General features: G+C 67.5%; 17 protein-coding genes. 4 read left to right on the forward strand and 13 right to left on the reverse strand.

The window, feature by feature from the left end:
• Nucleotides 1-414 precede the first annotated feature (414 nt).
• From rpsN to rpmB, 3 genes are read right to left on the reverse strand one after another with little or no spacing between them, the layout of a single operon-like run.
• A complete protein-coding gene (rpsN, locus tag ACU18_RS16780) occupies nt 415-720 on the reverse strand; it encodes a 30S ribosomal protein S14 (protein WP_050687445.1) in 306 nt (101 codons plus the stop codon).
• 2 nt (nt 721-722) lie between these two features.
• Nucleotides 723-890 carry a 50S ribosomal protein L33 gene (gene rpmG, locus ACU18_RS16785; protein WP_013602737.1) on the reverse strand — a complete coding sequence of 56 codons (168 nt, stop codon included), beginning with the start codon at nt 888-890 and terminating at the stop codon, nt 723-725.
• Complete coding sequence (rpmB, locus tag ACU18_RS16790) at nt 890-1,126, reverse strand: 50S ribosomal protein L28 (protein ID WP_050687447.1); 237 nt, start codon at nt 1,124-1,126, stop codon at nt 890-892. The genes rpmG and rpmB overlap by 1 nt, the downstream gene beginning before the upstream one ends.
• A gap of 325 nt (nt 1,127-1,451) precedes the next feature.
• Here rpmB and ACU18_RS16795 point away from each other — a divergent pair, with 325 nt between their 5' ends.
• The 3 genes from ACU18_RS16795 to ACU18_RS16805 are packed head-to-tail and all read left to right on the forward strand — an operon-like array spanning nt 1,452 to nt 4,196.
• Complete coding sequence (locus tag ACU18_RS16795; RefSeq protein WP_050687449.1) at nt 1,452-2,909, forward strand: ferredoxin reductase family protein; 1,458 nt, start codon at nt 1,452-1,454, stop codon at nt 2,907-2,909.
• Entirely contained in the window at nt 2,906-3,397 is a 492-nt protein-coding gene (locus ACU18_RS16800; protein ID WP_050687451.1) for an FMN-binding protein, read from the forward strand. The genes ACU18_RS16795 and ACU18_RS16800 overlap by 4 nt, the downstream gene beginning before the upstream one ends.
• Before the next feature lie 49 nt (nt 3,398-3,446).
• On the forward strand, nt 3,447-4,196 hold the full coding sequence (locus ACU18_RS16805) for an FAD:protein FMN transferase (RefSeq protein ID WP_050687511.1): 750 nt from the start codon (nt 3,447-3,449) through the stop codon (nt 4,194-4,196).
• Here the strand turns inward: ACU18_RS16805 and ACU18_RS16810 are convergent.
• Together ACU18_RS16810 and ACU18_RS16815 are read right to left on the reverse strand one after the other, a co-directional pair.
• A complete protein-coding gene (locus tag ACU18_RS16810) occupies nt 4,193-4,954 on the reverse strand; it encodes an SGNH/GDSL hydrolase family protein (RefSeq protein ID WP_050687453.1) in 762 nt (253 codons plus the stop codon). The genes ACU18_RS16805 and ACU18_RS16810 overlap by 4 nt on opposite strands.
• 51 nt (nt 4,955-5,005) lie before the next feature.
• The gene (locus tag ACU18_RS16815; protein WP_050687455.1) at nt 5,006-5,485 is read right to left on the reverse strand and encodes a MarR family winged helix-turn-helix transcriptional regulator; all 480 of its coding nucleotides are present in this window, start codon (nt 5,483-5,485) and stop codon (nt 5,006-5,008) included.
• Between the two features lie 69 nt (nt 5,486-5,554).
• Here ACU18_RS16815 and ACU18_RS16820 point away from each other — a divergent pair, with 69 nt between their 5' ends.
• Complete coding sequence (locus ACU18_RS16820) at nt 5,555-5,842, forward strand: YciI family protein (RefSeq protein ID WP_050687457.1); 288 nt, start codon at nt 5,555-5,557, stop codon at nt 5,840-5,842.
• A 6-nt stretch (nt 5,843-5,848) separates the two neighbouring features.
• On the opposite strand, the gene ACU18_RS16825 is transcribed toward ACU18_RS16820, so the two are convergent.
• The 8 genes from ACU18_RS16825 to ACU18_RS16860 all read right to left on the reverse strand — a co-directional run bounded on the left by ACU18_RS16825 (nt 5,849) and on the right by ACU18_RS16860 (nt 16,328).
• The gene (locus tag ACU18_RS16825; RefSeq protein WP_432246067.1) at nt 5,849-6,682 is read right to left on the reverse strand and encodes an SGNH/GDSL hydrolase family protein; all 834 of its coding nucleotides are present in this window, start codon (nt 6,680-6,682) and stop codon (nt 5,849-5,851) included.
• Nucleotides 6,683-6,739: 57 nt separating this feature from the next.
• Nucleotides 6,740-7,780, reverse strand: coding sequence for a siderophore-interacting protein (locus ACU18_RS16830; RefSeq protein ID WP_050687463.1), 1,041 nt, complete (start codon nt 7,778-7,780; stop codon nt 6,740-6,742).
• The gene (locus ACU18_RS16835) at nt 7,777-8,592 is read right to left on the reverse strand and encodes an ABC transporter ATP-binding protein (RefSeq protein WP_050687465.1); all 816 of its coding nucleotides are present in this window, start codon (nt 8,590-8,592) and stop codon (nt 7,777-7,779) included. The genes ACU18_RS16830 and ACU18_RS16835 overlap by 4 nt, the downstream gene beginning before the upstream one ends.
• A gap of 1 nt (nt 8,593) precedes the next feature.
• The gene (locus tag ACU18_RS16840) at nt 8,594-9,637 is read right to left on the reverse strand and encodes a FecCD family ABC transporter permease (protein WP_442853721.1); all 1,044 of its coding nucleotides are present in this window, start codon (nt 9,635-9,637) and stop codon (nt 8,594-8,596) included.
• An 80-nt stretch (nt 9,638-9,717) separates the two neighbouring features.
• A complete protein-coding gene (locus ACU18_RS16845) occupies nt 9,718-10,809 on the reverse strand; it encodes a FecCD family ABC transporter permease (RefSeq protein ID WP_050687467.1) in 1,092 nt (363 codons plus the stop codon).
• A 10-nt stretch (nt 10,810-10,819) separates the two neighbouring features.
• Nucleotides 10,820-11,911: an iron-siderophore ABC transporter substrate-binding protein gene (locus ACU18_RS16850; protein ID WP_050687469.1), complete on the reverse strand. Its 1,092-nt coding sequence runs from the start codon at nt 11,909-11,911 to the stop codon at nt 10,820-10,822.
• Nucleotides 11,912-12,027: 116 nt separating this feature from the next.
• On the reverse strand, nt 12,028-15,474 hold the full coding sequence (locus tag ACU18_RS16855; RefSeq protein ID WP_050687471.1) for an ATP-binding protein: 3,447 nt from the start codon (nt 15,472-15,474) through the stop codon (nt 12,028-12,030).
• Complete coding sequence (locus ACU18_RS16860) at nt 15,471-16,328, reverse strand: DUF4194 domain-containing protein (protein ID WP_050687474.1); 858 nt, start codon at nt 16,326-16,328, stop codon at nt 15,471-15,473. The genes ACU18_RS16855 and ACU18_RS16860 overlap by 4 nt, the downstream gene beginning before the upstream one ends.
• Nucleotides 16,329-16,330 lie beyond the last annotated feature (2 nt).

The following is a 16,330-nucleotide window of genomic DNA, read 5'->3' on the forward strand; positions in this document are numbered from 1 at the left end:
TTCAAACTTACCCGATCACCGGAAGCTTTGCAAACCCGCATCCCTGACGCAGAATCACGCTTCAACAGCAACCACCCCACCCAAAAAACCGGCACGCAAACAAGCGAACCATATTCCAGGCCGTTCAAAATGGGGGTTGGTCACCCGCGGTACCCAGCTTCTCGCTGTCTCCCTCGCGGCGACTTAGAAAACAATACACCCCACCGCCCCCCACAGCAAATCGAGGTTCCAGGGGTGCTGACCCCAGTATTTCCGGGGCGGAACGGCCCATGAGGCATCCCAACCGGGCGCCGCCGCCGTTTCCTGGAGTTGTGGGCTGAAACACAACGGGAAGCGTACCGGGTTAAAGACGGAAGGGCCGGCAACCATATGGTTGCCGGCCCTTCTCAAGCAGCTGGAATCAGCAGTGCTGGATTACCAGGAAGACTTGGTGATGCCCGGAAGCTCACCGCGGTGCGCCATGTCGCGGAAGCGAACACGGGAGATACCGAACTTCTGGAAGGTACCGCGGGGACGACCGTCGATGATGTCGCGGTTACGCAGACGGATCGGGGACGCGTTGCGGGGCAGCTTCTGCAGGCCCAGGCGGGCTGCTTCGCGTGCTTCGTCGGTTGCGTTTGCATCAACCAGGGTCTTCTTAAGCTCGAGGCGCTTTGCAGCGTAACGCTCTACGATGACCTTGCGCTGCTCGTTGCGAGCAATCTTGGACTTCTTAGCCATGTTTAGCGCTCCTCACGGAATTCGACGTGCTGGCGGATCTTGGGGTCGTACTTCTTCAGGACCATACGGTCCGGATCGTTACGACGGTTCTTGCGGGTTACGTAGGTGTAACCCGTGCCCGCAGTCGACTTGAGCTTGATGATCGGACGTACGTCCTTGTCTTTAGCCACTAGAGCTTCACCCCACGAGCGAGAATGGCGGCGACGACAACGTCGATGCCGCGAACGTCGATGGTCTTGATGCCCTTTGCAGAAACCTGCAGAGTGACATTACGGCGCAGGGACGGAACCCAGTAGCGCTTCTTCTGAATGTTCGGATCGAACCGACGCTTGTTGCGGCGGTGCGAGTGCGAAATGCTGTGCCCAAAGCCCGGCTCGGCTCCGGTCACTTGGCAGTGTGCTGCCATGACTTCTCCTCAAGAATTGAAAGTAATGATCCGCATATCTGCTGCTGGATCATGCTGCTAAGTGCGACCCAAATTGATTGAGGGCGAACGGTCAGTCACGCAACTTGAGCCCCTAACTACCGGCCGCCCTGGAGAAATTACCGGACAACCGGAGCAATTGCGCACGCTCCGCGCACTTAGCGCCTACCAAGTCTACGAGTTCCGCCAATTAAAGACCAATCAGGCCGTCAAGGGTGTATAAGCAGGCAGCTTCCCGCGCAGGATCACAGCAAGGAAGTGCCGGTATTCACAGCAAAATGAAAGCTGTCGGGCTGATTCTGGATCCATGACCATACAACTCCCCCAAGCGCAGGCCGGGCCAGCAACACGCGGTCCCGCAGCCCGTCCCGGCAGGGACGGCAACGGCTTCGCCGTACAGCACCGGCGCCGCCTGCTCCGCGCCGACCTTCTCACAGTGGTGGCATGGGCTTCCGTTGCGGCGGCTGTGGCCCTGTGGCTTTCCGACGGCGGTTTGGCAGCGGCCGCGACACCTGCCGGTGCCGTGACCGCTGCCGGGATCGTGGCCGGCCTGGTGGGCATGGACCTGGTCCTGTTGATGCTCCTGCTGGCAGCCAGGATTCCCCTGGTGGACCGGACCGTTGGCCATGACAGGGCGCTGGGGTTCCACCGGAAGCTGGGCAAACCTTCCCTCTACCTCCTGCTGGCACACGGGCTGCTGATCGCCGTGGGCTATGGGATGGCCGCGGGCCTGGACCCCGTCAGTGAGGCAATCGCCCTGTGGTCGCTGGTCCCGGACATGTGGCTTGCCTACATTTCCATGGTGCTCTTCGTAGCGGTGGTGGTGACGTCCCTGGTGGCGGTCCGTCGCCGGTTCCCCTACGAGTTCTGGTACGCCGTGCATCTGCTGACCTACGCCGCAGTGGGTACGGCCATCCCGCATCAGTTCAGCGTTGGCGGGCTGTTCGCCGAGGGGACGTGGCAGCGCTGGTACTGGGCCGCGCTGTGCCTGGCCACCGGAGCCGCCCTGCTGTACTTCCGGGTTGTCCAGCCCATCGCCGCAACGAACCGGCACCGGCTCAGCGTGGTCCGGGTGGAACAGGCTGCTCCCGGCGTGGTGAACATTGTGATGAAGGGCCGCGCCCTGGACCGGCTGGCCGGCACCGGCGGCCGGTTCCTTATCTGGCGGTTCCTCGCCCAGGGAATGTGGTGGCATCCCCATCCCTTCAGTCTGTCGGCGGAACCGGTGGTCCTGGCAGCGGACGGGACAGGTACCTTGCGGATCACGGTCCGCAACCTCGGCAGCGGCTCGGGCGGGCTTGTCCGCCTGCGCACCGGAACCCGGGTGGCTGTTGCCGGACCCTACGGCCTGTTCGGAACCGCCGCGCGGACCAGGGACAAGGTGGTCTTGATGGGCGCAGGCATCGGCATCACCCCGCTGCGGGCCCTGCTGGAAAGCACCCCGTTCGCACCGGGCCAGGCCACGGTCCTGCTGCGCGGCCACAGCGACCGGGAACTGTACCTCAGCCACGAGATCCTCGAACTTTGCCGGCTCCGCGGCGCCCGCCTGTTCCACCTGACCGGCCCTCGGGACAGGCGGCAATCCGGCTGGCTCCCTGACGACGCAGTCCACAGTGGCTACTCCCTTACCTCCTATGTCCCGGACGCAGCCGACGCGGACATCTACATCTGCGGCCCGTCCGCATGGGCCGGGAACGTCATTGCGGACGCCACGGCAGCCGGCGTACCGGCCACCCAGATCCATCACGAAAGGTTCGACTGGTGAAAACACGGGGAACAGTTGCGGCAGCAGTCGCCTCGGCAGGGATCCTCCTGGCCGGCTGGCAGGCCGGCACCCAGGCCGGCGGCACCAGCATCATCACAGCAACAGGTACGACGGCGGAGGGATCGGGCGGTGCGTCCGGAACCAACGGTTCCGCCCCGGACAGCGCAACAACCAAGGGAACAACCAAGGGGACCACCAGCGGAACCACCGCCGCGGGTACTTTCACGGGAGCTGACGTCCAGACCCGGCTCGGCTCCGTACAGGTGCAGATCACCGTCGCCGGCGGCACCATCACCGACGTCACGGCGCTCCACCTGACCGATGACGACCGGAAGTCGATCCAGATCAGCAACCGGGCAGCACCGGTGCTCCGGAGCGAGGTCCTTGCGGCCCAGTCGGCCGACGTCCAGACGGTCAGCGGTGCCACCGTCACCAGCGGCGCCTACCTCACTTCACTCCAGGCAGCCATCGATGCAGCAAACCTCTGACCCCACCGAAGCCAGCGGCGCACCCCTGAAGATCCGCACCTTCACCAGCATGGGAACTGTCATCAGCCTCGCGCTGGTTCCCGACGGCCCGGCGGCAGGGCAGGCGGCGGACGACGAGCTTGCTGCCGCACTGGCCGTCGTCGAACGCCTTTTCCGGGACCTGGACGAAACGTTCAGCCTGTACCGGCCGGATTCCGAAGCGAGCCGGCTGGCCCGCGGTGAACTGACGCTGCCGCGTGCGTCGGACATCATGCGGGACCTGTATGCGGAGGCCCACGACTGGCGGCTGCGCACTGAAGGGGCGTTCAGCCCTGAGCGGCCTGACGGTGTGCTTGACCTCTCCGGGCTGGTGAAGGGCCACGCGATCCGTGAAGCCGGCACCTCCCTGCTGGCCCTGGGCCGCAGGAACTGGTGCCTGAATGCCGGCGGTGATGTACTGGCGGGCGGCTCCCCCGTCCCCGGCAGCGGCGAGCCGTGGCGGGCGGGAATTGTTGATCCCGGAAACCGCGGTTCCCTGGTCGCCGCCTATCCGCTGGCAGCAGCCGGCCGGCACCTGGCCCTGGCAACCTCTGGTTCAGCGGAGCGGGGCGACCACATCTGGCGCCAGCACGGCCGGCCGGCGGAGTTCAGCCAGGTGTCGGTTGCGGCGGCGGATATCGTCACGGCCGACATCCTGGCCACAGCAGTGGTGTCAGGCGGGACACCGATGCTGGACCGGGCAGCGGACGGCTGGGATGCCGCCATCCTGGCCGTACGGACTGACGGTTCGCTGGTGGCGACGCCTTCCTTCCGGCGCTAAAGCCGCGTCAGTGCCGGGTACTTGGGAGCCAGGCCATCGCCGGAGGACTTGCCCGTAACCCGGCGGACAACCCAGGGGCCGGCAAACTCGCGGACCCAGCGGGCGTTGGCGCGGAGGGCCTCTGCGCGGCTGAGTTCCGGAACCGGAGTCATGGGCGGAACGTCGATGGAGTGTTCGTGCGCCAGGACGTCCAGCACCCGCTTGGCCATGTTTGCGTGGCCGGCGGCGGACATATGCATCCGGTCCGTGGCCCACATGCCCCAGTCGTAGTATTCGCTGAAACGCCAGTAGTCCACCAGCAGGGCGCCGTGGTCGCCGGCGATGCCGCGGACCAGCTCGTTGTAGATCGCGGTGCGGCCGCGCATGGTGCTGAACACCTTCGACCCCCGCGCGTCGAAGCCCGTGAAGAGCACCACGGTGGCGCCGGTGGCACGCAACCTGCGGATGCCGTCGTCGTACTCGCCCAGGAGGTCGTCGATGTCGATTTTGGGACGAAGGATGTCGTTCGCGCCTGCGTAGATGCTCACCAGCGTGGGTTGCAGCGCTACGGCGGCATCCACCTGCTCGGCCAGGATCTGCCGGAGTTTCCGCCCGCGGATGGCGAGGTTGGCGTAGCCGAAGCCGGGATCCGCGGCTCCCAACTGCTCGGCCACGCGGTCGGCCCAGCCGCGGACCCCGTTGGGGCGCGTTGGGTCGTCGTCCCCCACTCCTTCAGTGAAGGAATCGCCAAGGGCCACAAACCGGGAAGAGAATTCCATCCGGCCAGTTTGCCATCCGTTGCCGCGAGCAACCAACTGGCGGGGCCGGCATCAGTTTTCGCGCAGGATCCAATGGTTGGCATCCAGCCGGCCAACCACCTTCTCGCCGATCCGGGCCAGGTCCTGGACGTCCTGGTCCGACAACGCATCAAGGAACAGTTCCCGGACCGTTTCAACATGGCCGGGCGCCAGCCCAACGATGGTGGCCATCCCCTCGGCCGTGAGGTGGGCGGTGGTGACCCGGGCGTCGTGGGGATGCGGTCGGCGCTCCACCCAGCCCCGTTTCTGCAGCTTGGTCACCACATGGGACAGCCGGGACAGCGAGGCGCTGCTTCGTGCGGCGAGCTCGCTCATGGGCAGGAACCGCTCTTCCGTTTCGGAGAGCATGGCCAGGACCGTGTAGTCGAAGAGGGACAGCTTCCCGGCCGCGTGCAGCTTGGTGTCCAGGGCCGCCGGAAGCAGCGTGTTGATGCTTACCAGGGCCAGCCAGGCACGGCGTTCGTCGGCGCTCAGCCAGCGCGGTTCGGTCATGCGTCAATACTACGAGAAAGCCGTCGTTGATCCTTCAACCAGGCCCGCTGCCCCCGGTAGGGTGGGCGTATGTATGTTGTTTCCTTGACCTACCGCGTCCCGCAGGACATCGTCGATTTCCACAACGACGGCCACATGGCCTGGCTCCAGGAGGCCTTCGACAACGGCGTCTTCATCGCCGCCGGCCGCAAGGTGCCGCGGACGGGTGGGTTGCTGTTGTCGCAGGTGGACCGCGCCACCCTGGATGCCAGCCTGGCGCAGGACCCGTTCTATGCGAACGGTGTTGCCGAGTTCGACGTCGTCGAATTCCATGCCGGCCGGGTGGCGCCGGGGTTTGAAAACCTGCTGGACAGCTGAGGCGCATCAGGCGGCGGTTTTTTCGGCCAGCTTCCGCAGCCCGCCTTTGCGGGGCACCTTGACCGGTTCCGGCCAGCGCGCCGTGAGCGTGTCCCCCAGCGTGATCCCCCGGATCTTGCGGCCGAACAGCGGCAGGACCCAGTCGTTGATCCACCGCCGCTGATGGCGTTCCCATTCCCGCAGCCCGCGCCGCGCCGGCGCTTCCCAGTCCTTGGGCCGGATCTTGTGCGGCACTCCCAGCTGGTCCAGGACCTGCCCGGCCAGGTACCTGTGCCCGGCCTTTGACATGTGCAGCCGGTCCGCGTCCCACATCCGCCGGTCGTGGAACGCGTCCAGGCACCAATAGTCCACCAGGACGGCGCCATGCTGCTCCGCAATCGCGCGGACGTGGCGGTTGTAGAGGGTGTTGCGCTTCTTCAGCGGTTCCAGCAGGGCCGAGACCTTGACGTCGAACCCGGTGAACAGCACCAGGACAGCCCCGGTGCCGGCCAGGCGGGCCACCAGCTGTTCGTAGTCGGCCATCAGCGCTGCCATGTCGGTTTTCAGGTCCAGGATGTCATTGCCGCCGGCGTACAGGGTGATCAGTGCCGGTTCCATGGCCAGCGCCGGTTCCAGCTGCTCGGCCACGATGTGCCGCAGCCGCTTGCTGCGGATGGCCAGGTTCGCGTAGCGCCACCCGGGCTGGTCCTTGGCCAGTTTCTCGGCCACCCGGTCCGCCCAGCCGCGGACCCCGTTGGGCAGCCGGCCGTCGCGGTCGCCCACACCCTCGGTGAACGAATCGCCCAGGGCAACAAACACGCGACGGCCACTTTGGGGCAGCAAGGGGGCAACAGGCACCAGCCCACGCTAACCGGCCAAAGCGGCCAGCGGACGACGGCGGCATGAACAGGAAGGTGCTCAGCCCTCCGCTTTGCCCTGCCGCCAGTAGCCCATAAAGGCCACCTGCTTGCGGTCGATGCCCACATCGCGCACCAGGTAGCGGCGCATGTCCTTGATGACGGCCGCCTCACCGGCGATCCAGGCGTAGAACGGCATGGCGCCGGCTGGCATGTCCGGGTTCTTGGTTGCGGCGATCGCCCCGGTTTCCATCCGCGCGGGCGTCTCCCAAAGGATGTCCACGTCCACGTTGACGTCTTCGGGCTCGGGTCCCGCGCCGCCGTCGGCCGCTTTTAGGCCCACCCAGCCGGGCACGGGGACGGCCTTCCGGACGGCGTCCTGCAGGAGTTCGCCGTGCGGACGGGACCGGCCGATTGACGCACCGCGCGCCAGCCAGGTGATCTGGACGTCGGCGGCGGACTCCAGCTCCTGGAAGTCGCCGGCTTCGGGAACCTCCAGGATGGCGTGGCCGCTCATGTAGGCGGGCAGGCTTTCGAGGATGGCGGAGATGGCCGGGAGGGCGGTCTCGTCGCCGGCGAGCAGGACGCGCTGGGCCAGCCCGGGGCGCCATTCGATGCCGCCGTAGTTTTCCGCGGTCCGGCACAGGGCGGCCCGGTTGTTGGGGCCGATGATGGTGATGGCGTCGCCGGGCTTGGCGTTCAGGGCCCAGTTCGCGGCCGGGCCGCCGTGCCCGTGGTCATCAAAATGCATCACGAAGTCCACGTCGATCTCCGGGTACACGGAATCAAGCCGGGACGAGCGGACCGTGTAGGTGCGCATGGAACCGCGGACGGCCGGGTCCATGGCGAGCCATTCGCGGTACCAGCCGGCCTCGGTCATTTCGAAGGCCGGCAGGGGCAGTTCGGTGCCGTCTGCGGCAAGGGACGGGATCATCAGCTTGATGCGCAGGTCCAGGGAGTCGCCGTTGACGCCGAAGTCCCGCAGCGCGTACCCGCCGAAGGTGATCCTGCGGAAGTTGGGGCTCAGTTCCTGGACGGAGGAAACGGTCACCTCGAAGGCGAGGGTCATGGGCTCGGTGGTGGCAACTTCTCGGGTGTTCATGAAACAAGCTCCAGTTCGTTGGCTGGGACGTGGTGGCGCCCGATGGGAATGATCAGGGGGGTACCGGAAACGGGGTCCGGGATGACCCGGGATTCGAGGCCGAAGACGCTGCTGACCAGTGCCTCCGTGACCACCTCCTGCGGGGTGCCCGCGGCCACCACCGCTCCGGCTTTCATGGCGATGACGTGGTCGGCATAGCGGGCGGCCAGGTTGAGGTCGTGCAGGACGATGGCCACGGTGGTGCCGCGGCTGCGGTTCAGGTCGGTGATGAGATCAAGCACCTCCACCTGGTGGGCCAGGTCCAGGTAGGTGGTGGGCTCGTCCAGCAGCAGGACTTCGGTTTCCTGCGCCAGGGCCATGGCGATCCAGACGCGCTGGCGCTGCCCGCCGGAGAGTTCGTCCACGTCCCGTTCGGCGAGGGCCAGGGTTTCGGTGGCCTCCAAGGCCCGGTGCACGGCGGCGTCGTCCTTGTCGCTGCTGCTGCGGAAGAAACCCTGGTGCGGGTACCTGCCACGGCCCACCAGGTCGCGCACGGTGATGCCGTCCGGGGCGGTGGGGTGCTGCGGGAGCAGGCCCAGGGTGCGGGCCAGTTCGCGGGCGGGCCGGGAATGGATGTCCTTGCCGTCCAGGGTGACGGTGCCGGCGGCGGGTTTCAGCAGCCGCGAGAGGCCGCGGAGCAGCGTGGACTTCCCGCAGGCATTGGCGCCCACAATCATGGTCACCCGGCCCTCGGGAATGCCAACGCTCAAGCTGTCCACCACGCAGCGCTGGTCGTACTTCAGCGTCAGGTCCTTGGCATCGAGAACTGCCATGTCAGGCGTCCTTTCGGTTGGCAGTGACCAGGAGCCACAGCAGGAACGGGGCGCCCAGGGCGCCGGTGATAACGCCCACGGGCAGGACCGTGCCGCCCAGGATCAGGGGGGCGAGGTTGGCGGCGAAGTAGTCGGCCGCGAGGACGATCACCGCGCCCACCAGGGCCGACGCCGGGAGGCTGGCTTTTTTGGTGAAGCGGCGCGCGATCGGTCCCGCCAGGAACGCCACAAACGCCACAGGCCCCGCGGCGGCGGTGGCTACGGCGGCGAGGGCCACGGCGACGATCACCAGGGCAAGCCGGGCCACGCCGACCTTGATGCCCAGGCCGGCGGCGGCGTCGTCGCCGAGTTCGAGGATCCGCAACGGGCCGGCGATCAAGGCCACGGCCGGGACCAGGATCGCCAGGGCGATGGCCAGGACACCGGCGCGGTCCCAGTTGGCAGAGTTCAGGGACCCGTTGAGCCAGACCAGGGTGTCGGCCGCGGTGCGGATGTCGGCCCGGGTCATCAGGAAGTTGACCACGGCGTGCAGGGCAGCGGCGATGCCCACGCCGGCCAGGACCAAACGGTTGCCGGCAGCGTTGCCGTTGCTGGTGCCGCGCATGGCCCCGCCGCTGGAGATGCCGTAGATGAGTGCCGCCACGGCGAGGGCGCCGGCCATGGCGGCAACGGAGACCGTGGGCCCGGTGGCGCCGAAAACAACAATGGCCACCACGGCGGCGGCGCTGGCGCCGTAGCTGATCCCGATCACGTCGGGGCTGGCCAGCGGGTTGCGGAGCATGGTCTGGAACAGGGCGCCGGCCAGGCCGAACGCAACGCCGATCATGGTGCCTATCACGGCCCGGGGCAGCTTGTTCTCCATCACGATGAAGCTGGCGCCGGGGATCTTGTCACCGCCGGTAAAGTGCGCCACCAGGATCCTGATGAAGTCCGGGATGGTGACGGTGTAGCTGCCCAGCAGGATGGAGACGGCGAAGAGGACCACCACGGCGGCTGCCAGGATGGGGGTCCGGTTGATCCGGCGCCGGCTCTGCCGTTGCCCTATCACTTCTGGTCCCCCCGGGGTGGTTTTGGCGACCGGAAGTGATAGCGCATCCGGGGCGGCGGGAGTGGTGTCGGTGCGGGTCACAGCCCGGCCCCCTTGCCGCGGCGAACCAGCCAAACGAAGAACGGGGCGCCCACCAGGGCGGTCATAATGCCGGCCGGGACTTCACCGGGCAGCAGGATCACGCGGCCGATGATGTCGGCGCCCAGGAGCAGCACCGGGGCCACCACCAGGGAAAACGGCAGGATCCAGCGGTAGTCCGGTCCGGTCAGGAAGCGGACCGCGTGCGGAACCACCAGGCCAACAAAGCCGATGGGTCCGGCCAGGGCGGTGGCGGTGCCGCACAGCAGCACAATCCCGAGGGCGGCCACGCCGCGGGCCAGGCCCACACGCTGGCCGAGGCCGCGCGCAATGTCGTCGCCGAGAGCCAGGGAGTTGAGGATGCGGCCGGTCAGGAGCACAACCGCGGCGCCGACGGCGAGGAAGGGCAGCCCGGGCAGGACCACGGACCAGTCGCGGCCGGCCACCCCGCCGACCTGCCAGAAGCGGAACCGGTCCAGGGTGTCCTGGCTGGAGACCAGGACGACGTTCATGAGCGAGTACAGGCCGGCACTCAGCGCGGCACCGGCCAGCGCGAGCTTGACCGGGGTGGCGCCGTCCCGGCCCAGGGACGCAATGAGGTACACCAGCACCGCGGCGGCGCCGGCACCGATGAAGGCGAACCAGATGTAGCCGGAGAAGGTGGCCACCCCAAAGACATAGATGCCGGTCACCACGGCAAGCGCCGCCCCGGCGTTGACCCCGATGATGCCCGGATCGGCCAGCGGGTTGCGGGCCACGCCCTGCATGGCGGCACCCGCAAGGCCAAGCGCCCCGCCCACCAGGAGGCCAAGGGCGGTGCGGGGGATACGTGCGTGGACCACGGCGTGGTCGCCGTTGGCGGCATCGAAGCTGGTCATCGCCTGCCAGACGGTGGCCAGGGGAAGGCCCCTGGCGCCCACGGCCAGGGAGGTCCCGGCAAGGAGCAGCAGTACAACGACGGCGGCCAGCAGCCAGGCGGTCCGTTTCCCTCCGGAAGCGGACCACTTGACGGGACCACGGGAGACCCGCCCCGGCACCGGGGTGCCGGCGCCGGGCGCCCACTGGTCCGCCGTCGTTGTACCCTGCGTCATGGCGAAGTGCCTACTTCACTGCGTCCGCGGCGGTGGCCAGCTGCGGCAGGAACGTGTCCAGTGACCACGGCAGGCTCAGCGGTGACGACGCGGAGATGGACAGCGTCAGCGTGTTGTCCGAATCGGCCACGAGGGCGCCGTTTTTGATGGCGGGGATCTGGCCCAGCAGCGGGTCGGCCTTGATGGCGTCCGTGGTGGAGGCATCCGGAACCCAGGTCACGAAGATGTCCGAGTCCAGTTCGTTGGCCTTCTCAGCGGACCAGGCGATAAAGAAATCCTTGGACCCCTTCGAGTTGTCCTCCACCACGGGGGCGAGCTTCATGCCGATCTCCGAAAGAAAACGGGGGCGGTTGTCGTTGGCGGTGTAGACGTTCACGCCATCACCCTTGGCAGGCTCGAGGTTGCCGTAAATGAAGGTCTTCTCTGCCAGCTGGGGGAACTTGGACACCTTGTCCGTGACGGTCTTCTCGGTGTCGGAGACCAGCTTGGTGGCTTCTGCTTCCTTGCCCAGGGCCTTGCCGATGATGGTGGTGGAGTCCTGCCAGGACGTGCCGTACGCCAGCTCAGGGTGCGCCACCACGGGTGCGATCTCGCTGAGCTTCTTGTAGTCCTCTTCGGTCAGGCCGGAGTAGGCGGCCAGGATGACGTCCGGGGTGAGCTTGGCGATCTCTGTGAAGTTGATGCCGTCCGCCTCGGAGTACTGGACGGGGGCCTTGTCCGTGCCAAACCCGGCACCCAAATCCTCGAGGGCCGCGTCCTTCCACGGGGTGGAGCCCTTGTCGTTGCCGCCCCATTCGTTGGTGGGGACGCCAACGGGCACCACACCCAGGGCAATGGCAACGTCGTCGTTGACCCAGGAGACGGTGGCGACCCGGGTGGGCTGCTTTTCGATGGTGGTCTCGCCGTAGACATGTTTGATGGTCACGGGGAAAGCTGTGCTGCTGGAGCCGGCAGTGCTGGCGTCCGGTGTGGAGGCCGCGGGGCCCGTGGAGCAGGCCGAGAGCGTGAGGGCCGCTGCGGCCAGGACCGCCGTCGCCTTGCCGGCTGATTTGAACAGCGTCCGGCGGGTGGCGGTCAGGCCGGTGAAGTGGGGGGAAGTCACGGAACTCCTTAGGTGAATGATGCGAACCTAAGTAAGGCTAGCCTAGCCTCCCCCCTATTACGAAAGGTTTGCGTACCTTAATCATTTCCCGTGACGAAGGACACACGCCACGCGGGCTAACGCAGGACGATGTCCACCGGGTTCGCCTCGGACCGCCAGGCCCCTTCCGCCCCTGCCGTGGGCCTGATCACCGGGGCCGTGAGGACGCCTGAACGGTTGGTGCGCTTGTCCCGGAGGATCTCGGTGACGGACCCCAGGTGCCGGGACAGGTCGATGACGTTTTCCGGGGCCGCCAGCAGCAGCTGGAACCCGAATTCATGCAGCGCCTTGATGCCGGCGCCGGCGAACTCTTCGGAGGCCAGGACGAAGGCTTCATCCATCATCACCGTGCCGTAGGTGGTGAAGCCCTGCTCCGCGATGCCCAGCTGGTAGCTGAGCGCTGCCGCCATGATGAACGCCGTGAACCGCTGCCGCTCGCCGCCGGACATCGACCCGGTGTCGGCGTGCATAAAGACCTCGGACCGCTTCCCGCCGCGGGGTCCGGTAACGTCGCGGTGTTCCTTGCACTGGATAAAGAGGTGGCCGCGGACATCCAGCACCTCGGCGCGCCAGCGGCGGTCCTCCGGAGCCTGCGAGCCCAGCCGCCGGACCAAGGCCTCCAGCGACTTGTAGCGGGCGGTGAGCTCGGCGTCCTCGTCGCGTTCCTGACCGGCTTCGGGCCGCGCCGGCCGGGTGTGGCGGGCCTTGAGCGCGTTCTGGATGGCGTCCTTGAACGCCTTGGCAGTGGGCGGCAAAGTCTGCTTGATGTCCAGCTCCAGGAAGCTTCCTTCATGGAAGTTCACCTGCGACAGGATGCCGTTCAGCGGCAGGATCCGGCTGGTGATGGACCGCCGCTCTTCATCCAGCAGATGCAGCAGCGTGCTGAACGATTCGTGCGTGCGCTGGTTGAAGAACTGCCGGAATTCGGCTTCCTGTGCCGGCAGCCCGTCGCTGACAATCGCGTGGTACCGGGTTTCGAAGTCGGCTGCGGCGCCGATGCTGGTGCCGTGGTCGGCCGAGATGGCGCTGCCCCATTCGCGGACAAACCCCTCAAAGATCCTGGTGAGCCGCTCAGCGGTGCCCTGGCCGCGGGATTCGGCGGCGTGCAGCTCCCCCAGGAGCGTGGAGCGCACCCGGTTGGCCAGGTTGTCCAGTTCATGCAGCTCCGTGATGTCGCCGAACCCGTCAAAGTAGGGCGCCAAGGCTTCGACGGTGGCGTCCGACGGCGGCGCTTCGGCCAGGCGCCCGCGCGCGGCGTGCAGCAGGGAATCGGCGGTGGTCAGCTGCCGGTCCAGCGCCTTGTACTCGCTTTGCAGGACGGCAGCCGACTCGGTGCTGGACTGGTGTTTCTGCCGGGCCTGCTCGATGTTGGCGCGCAGCGGTTCCAGATCCGCCTGCGCTGCGAGCGCATCCTTGAGCCGCTGCTCGATCCGTGCCAGGTCCTCCGCCGCGACGGCGGCCGACACCTGGTCCCAGGGCCTGTCGTCCGCTGCGACCCGGCGCAGGGCTTCAAGCTGGCGGCCCATGCCCTGGTGTGATTCCTCCCGGCTCTGCGCCAGTTCCGCGGCCTTGGCCACTTCCTGCCGGAGGTCGGCCACCTGACTGGCCACCAGTTCCAGCTTGGCGGCGTTGTCGAAGCCCAGCACGTAGTCCTGGCGGCTGGTGAACCGGTCGTCCTTTTCCACGGTGTGGCGGTTGCGTTTGACCACCCCGCCAAGGCTCAGGCCCTTGTCCAGGGCGGCGAGTTCGTCCGGGTCCTCCACGCAGGGGAAGGCGAAGTCGAGGGCGATCCGCTCGCGGACCCATGCCCCTGCTTCCGCTGCCCCGCCGGCGGTGAGGATATCCAGCTTGCGGAGCAGGTCGCCGTCGTTCACGTCCTCCACCGCCAGCGCACCGCCTGGCAGCGGCTTGGACACGTCCACGGCGCGGAGGGCGCCGCGGATGTTGTTCGCGTTCAGGTACCGGGTCACGGCGCCGAAATGCTCGCCTGGCACCAGCAGCGTGGTGGCGAGGCTGCGCAGGGCCCGCTCAGCGGCGGGGCGCCAGCGCTCCTCGCCTTCCAGCAGGTCCATCAGTTCCCCCGCAAAGGGCATCTGGTCCTCGGGCACACCGGTGGCCGCGGCAATCGCGGTCCGGTTTTCAATGCTCGACGGCGGCAGCAGGGATTTGCGTGTCTTCAGGGACACCAGCTCCTGCTCAGCCGCGGCGAGTTCCCGCTTGCGGGTCGCATGGGCGTCAAAGGCCTCAAACCGAAGCTCCTGCAGGGCCTGGGAGTCGTCCTTCAGCTCGGCGGAGCGGGCTGCTGCCTGTTCGTGCGCCTGATCCCAGCCTGCGGCCGTCCAGGCCAGCTGCAGGCCGGCATCGGCGAGCGCGGCGCGGGCGGCCTCCTCCACCTGTTCGCGGAGCTTCAGGCTGACGCGCGCGTTCTCGAGCGACTGTTCGATCGCGGAGATCGCGTTGCCGCCCTGGGTGTTGTAGTCCGTTTCCAGCTGCCGGAGATCCTTGGCCAGCGCATCCCGGACGGTCCGCTCCGCCCCGAGGTCCTGGGCCTTGGCCTGTGCGAGCTCCCGGAACCGGGTCAGCGTCTTTTCGTGGACGGTGACTGCCAGCTGCTGCCGGTACGCCTCGAATTCGCCGCCTGCGAGGTCCCGCAGCCGGTTGGCGTCCAGCAGCGCCTGGGCGTACTCGCGGTTCAGCCCAGGGACCGGCGCCAGCTGGTCGCGCTGCTGGCGGACGTCTTCGAGCCGCTGCCGGATGGACATCAGGTTGCTGAACTCCTCCACCACGTCGTCGGCCGCCGCCAGGGTGGCCGGGGCGTCCAGGACCTGGTCCCGGAAGAAGGTGTTGACGCTGCCGCCCAGGCCTTTACCGGCCTGGATGACCCGCAGCAGCGGAAGCGCCTGGTCCGAGTTGATGCCCAGCAGCCGCCGGAAGCGCTCGGCAAACGCCTTATGCACGTCAAAAACCTGGGCGTCCGGGAACACCGTCTCCAGCGCGGCCTTGGTGAAGCGCTTGTCCGCGATGTCCTCCAGGGCCGGCAGGTCCAGCGGTGAGCTGTCGATCAGGTAGAACCGGCCAACACTCGATTCCGTGCCGTTTTTGGGCAGGTCGAAGAGCGCGGACACCGTCACCCTGGTACCGGCTGCGTTGTCGAACGTCAGCGCCACCGCTGACCAGGTGGCGCCGGGGCGCTGGAACGCACTTGCCGAGCCCTCGCCCACGGCTTTGTCGCCCACCTTGCCGCGCATGTACGTAAAGGTGGTGCGTTTGTCCTCCACGGCCCCGCCGGAGCGCTGGGCTGCGGCCTCGTTGGACCGCGGCCGCGCGTCGAACACCCGCAGCATCGCGTCGAAAAGCGTCGACTTGCCGACGCCCGAGTTGCCGGTCAGCAGGGTGCCGTTGCGGTCCACATGCATGGTGTGCGCACCGTGGAAGGTGCCCCAGTTGACCACCTGGACCAGCGCCAGCCGCATCTGCCCCGGGTTCGTTTCTTCCCCGAGGGGAAGCATGCTGGCGATGCTCACTTGGTGCCTCCTTCGGGGTTGGTGGTACCGTCCGCGTCGTCGGCGGCATCCTCGTCGGTCGCTGTTTCGGCGTCGAGGTCAAGGAGCGGTTCGGTGCCCGACGGGTCCGCCGAGGCTGCGACCAGGGCTTCGATCTGGGCCGGGATATCGCCGATGTTTTCGAACGGGAGGGCCAGCGGAAGGGCGTTGGAGATGGTGTACACGTCGTCCAGGCCCGTGGCCAGCAGGAGCTGGCGGGCCAGGAGCTTAGTGATGGCCCGGGTCACCACGTCGGAATCCCGCAGCGCGTCCTGCTGGCCCGAGGGCTGGTAGTGGGCCACAAGGTCGGCGATTTCCTCGCGGGTGATGGTGGGGTCAGTCTGCGCCGTCACGTGCCGGTCCAGCAGCAGGCGGAGCCGGAGCAGCACAATCGTCTCCACCCGGCTCAGCGCTCGCTGCTGCCGGAGGATGCTGGAGCGGGTGCTGCCGCCGATCGCGTCCGGATCCACGGGACGCAGCACAGCAATTTTGCGGTCATGGTCCAGTTCCATGGTGAGGAACAGTTCGGAGAGCCTGCTGCGGATGATGACCCGGTTATCCAGCAGAACCGTCCAGAGTTTCTCGTCGCGGCCGCCGTCTATGTACGGTCCCTTGAGCAGCTTCACCAGCGCCTGCCGCACGCGCATGGGCAGCACCCCGGTGTCGCCCGGAAAGAGGGCAGCGCCGTCAATGAACGTGTCGCGGGGCCCGGCGGCACGGGAGCGCCCGGCTGCGGGTTCGGCGTCCGCCCCTGCCCGGGCTACGGCAGCAGGTCCGGCGGCTGCGGCAACGGATTCGGAAGGTTCTGTTCCGGTTTCAGCGGAGGGTTCAGTCATCG

Source organism: Arthrobacter sp. ZBG10 (genome assembly GCF_001238605.1).
GTDB lineage: Bacteria > Actinomycetota > Actinomycetes > Actinomycetales > Micrococcaceae > Arthrobacter.